Source organism: uncultured Georgenia sp. (assembly GCF_937958535.1).
In the GTDB taxonomy this organism is placed as follows: Bacteria; Actinomycetota; Actinomycetes; order Actinomycetales; family Actinomycetaceae; genus Oceanitalea.
Genome location: NZ_CALGNQ010000186.1, coordinates 1 through 3,088 on the forward strand (window position 1 = coordinate 1; position 3,088 = coordinate 3,088).

At 73.7% G+C, this 3,088-nt stretch carries 2 protein-coding genes and 1 pseudogene; 1 reads left to right on the forward strand and 2 read right to left on the reverse strand.

What is annotated here, in order from left to right:
- Positions 1 to 1,034: pseudogene (locus Q0195_RS09810) on the forward strand (hypothetical protein); the annotation flags it as partial.
- 77 nt (positions 1,035 to 1,111) lie between these two features.
- Here Q0195_RS09810 and Q0195_RS09815 read toward each other — a convergent pair.
- Both Q0195_RS09815 and Q0195_RS09820 read right to left on the reverse strand, forming a co-directional pair.
- The gene (locus tag Q0195_RS09815; RefSeq protein WP_299277701.1) at positions 1,112 to 2,578 is read right to left on the reverse strand and encodes a LuxR C-terminal-related transcriptional regulator; all 1,467 of its coding nucleotides are present in this window, start codon (positions 2,576 to 2,578) and stop codon (positions 1,112 to 1,114) included.
- A 221-nt stretch (positions 2,579 to 2,799) separates the two neighbouring features.
- Positions 2,800 to 3,042 carry an acyl-CoA carboxylase subunit epsilon gene (locus tag Q0195_RS09820; protein ID WP_299277704.1) on the reverse strand — a complete coding sequence of 81 codons (243 nt, stop codon included), beginning with the start codon at positions 3,040 to 3,042 and terminating at the stop codon, positions 2,800 to 2,802.
- Between the last annotated feature and the right edge of the window lie 46 nt (positions 3,043 to 3,088).

The following is a 3,088-nucleotide window of genomic DNA, read 5'->3' on the forward strand; positions in this document are numbered from 1 at the left end:
AGGTCGTGACCATCACCTACTCGGTGACGGTGACCGGGGGCGCGGACGGCACCTTGGCCAACGTCGTGACCTCCGACGACCCACGCGGCGAATGTGTCGAGGAGGATGGCTGCGTGACGACCCACGACTACGGCTGGTTCACCTACGCCAAGGACTCCGACCCGGCACCGGGCTCGGACCTCCAGGCGGGGCAGACGGTGACCTACACCCTCACCGTCACCCAGCACGGACCGACGGGCATCGAGGGCGTCTCGATCACCGACGACCTGTCCGACGTGCTCGACGACGCGACGTACAACGACGACGCGGCCACCTCGTCGGGTGAGGTCGTCGTCGAGGACGGGGTGCTCACCTGGTCCGGTGACCTCGCCCTCGACGAGGTCGTGACCATCACCTACTCGGTGGTGTTCAGCGGAGGCGGCGACGAGGTGCTGCGCAACGTCGTGACCTCCGAGGACCCGCGCGGTGAGTGCGCCGACCTGTGCGTCGTCCAGCACCCCGGGGGCTGGTTCACCTACGCCAAGGCGGCCGACCCGGCTCCGGGGACCGATGTCCCGGCCGGCACCACGGTGGAGTACACCCTCACGGTGACCCAGCGCGGCGAGGGCGCGGTCGAGGGGGCGTCCGTCACCGACGACCTGTCCGCCGTCCTCGACGACGCGACCTACAACGGCGATGCCACCGCCTCGGCCGGTGAGGTGGCCGTGGCGGACGGTGTTCTCACCTGGGCCGGCGACCTGCCGGTCGGCGAGGTCGTGACCATCACCTACTCGGTGACGGTCACCGGTGACGGGGACGGCACCCTGCGCAACGCGGTCACCTCCGACCACCCGCGCGGCGAGTGCGACGCGGTGTGCCAGACCGAGCACCCTGTGCCGCCGGCCCCGACGCCGCCGGCGTCCGGGACCGGTGGGAGCCTGCCGCAGACCGGAGTGTCCGCCGGCGGTCCCGCCGCGGTCGCGGCGTCGCTCCTCCTGCTCGGCGCCGTGCTGGTCACGGCACCGCTGAGGCGCCGGGTCGACGCCGGTCGCTGAGTGTGCTGAGGCGGGTGTGGGGAGTGCCCCGCACCCGCCCCAGCCGCGTCAGCGGACGCCGGCGGCCGTCGACGGCCTCAGATGCCGAGCTGGGCGGACGCCTCCAGCGCCCGGTGGGTGACCCCGAGCTTGCGGTAGGCGGAGCGCAGATGGGTCTTGACCGTGTTGACCGAGAGGAACAGCTCCTTGGCGATCTCCTCACGGGTGAGCCCGTCACACAGCAGGCGCAGGACGGCGGTCTCGGCCTTGGTCAGGGCCGCCGTGAGAGTCGCGCCGACCCGGACCAGCGGCAGCGAGTGGCGCTCCACCAGCTCCGCCGCGCGGGCCCCGGGGTCGGTCTCGCCGATCGCGTCGAGGCTCTCCCGGGTGAGGTACGTCAGCACGCTGTAGGTCTGGCAGTCGAGCACCTCGTGCAGTGTCTCGAGCAGCAGCTGCTGCCCCTCACGGGCGCGCCCCTGGGCGATCGTCGCCTGCGCACGCAGGAGCGCCATGGCGCGGACGAGCCGGTTGTCGTGGGTGCGAGGCAGCGTGAGCCGGGTGACAGCGGCGAACTGGCCCGTGACGAAGAGGCGCAGCGCGCGGGCGAGCACCGTCTGCGCCACGGAGGCCCGGTCCTCCGGCCCGGCGTCACCACGCTGGGGACGCACCAGCAGGCGGGCGTCCGCCACGGCGGAGGCGAACAGGCCGTCGGCGTCGGCAGCGGCCAGGTCGACGGCGGCGACGGCGTCGCACAGCTCCTCCGCCAGCTGCGGTCGACCGGTCAGCGTGAGATAGCGGACATGGGCCAGCAGCGCCACGGGCCAGAGCTCCCGGTGCGAGAGCGGCGAGGGGTTGTCCAGCCGCATCTCCTCGGTCCGTTCGTCGAGCGTGTCGACGGCGCAGATGAAGTCGGCCAGCCACAGGACCCTGTCGACGACCGACTCCACCCAGCTTCCCGTCCGCGGCATGGCGTAGCCCTGCCGGACGACGTGACGCGCCTCGGCGACATTGCCGCCGACCGCCAGTGTCAGGGCGCGTTCGGCGGTCACGTACCGCAGGACGAAGGGGAACCGCGGCGTCTCGTGGACGTCGACGGCGGAGAGCAGGATGCCCTGTGCCGCCGCGACCTCCCCGGCGAGCAGCGCCGTGGTGGCCACCTGGACCAGCCAGAGGGCGGCCTCACCACCGGTGGCGTCGACCAGCCGGCCACGCTGTGCCCGATAGACGGCCAGCGCCCCCGGGACATGGGCCATCGCCGCGACGGGCCGCTCCTGCAGGCGGAGGCGAGTGACCGTCCGGGCGACGTCCGGGAGTGAGGCGGCCTCGTGCGGGAGCACGCCCGGGTGCCGGACACCGGCGCAGCGGTGTCCCAGCGCGCCGGCGATGGAGTCGGCGTTCCGCAGGCTCGCGAGCAGGTGGCCGGGGGCCTCGGCGAGAATCTCCCGCAGGTCGACCGGGTCGACGGCGAACCAGATCTCCACCCAGTGCCGGTCGAGGACCTCCAGTACCGCCGCCCAGTCCCCCTCGCCGACCATCGGGAGGAAGACCGATGTGGCCGGGGTCATCACCGCAGCCCCGCGTTGCACCGCTGCCGCCCTCAGCACTGGTACTGTCGTCCGCCCCCCGTCCCTTCGGCTGCACCGCCGCCCTCGCCCGCCCTGCGGGCCACCGACGGCACGCATCCTTGCACAGTCGCGCAGCTGTGGGGCACCTTGAGTTGCGGACCCCGTGCCCGGTCCGCGGCGTCACGCCCCGGCTGCGGCCGAGACGCAGCGCCGGTGGGACGTCACGGGTGCAGCGACCAGCGCCAGCTGTCGGGGCCCGGCGCCGGGCGCAGGCCACGTCGGCGAGCATGGTCCGACCAGGGCGCGGACCGCCCGGAAGGGGGAGCGGGGTCGTCGCCGGCGGCCGCCCGTGCCGCGACGATGCCCGCCACGAGCGCCGCCAGCTCGACGTCGTCGGGCTCACCGCGCACGACGCGCAGCGCGGCCGCGGTGAGGTCCCCCGACTCCCCGGAAGCGCTGCTCACAGCGGGATGTTCCCGTGCTTCTTGGCCGGGAGCGAGGCACGCTTGG

Coding starts and splice junctions, on each gene's coding strand:
- Q0195_RS09815 (WP_299277701.1), bottom strand. CDS start 2,578: ATGACCCCGGCCACATCGGTCTTCCTCCCGATGGTCGGCGAGGGGGAC.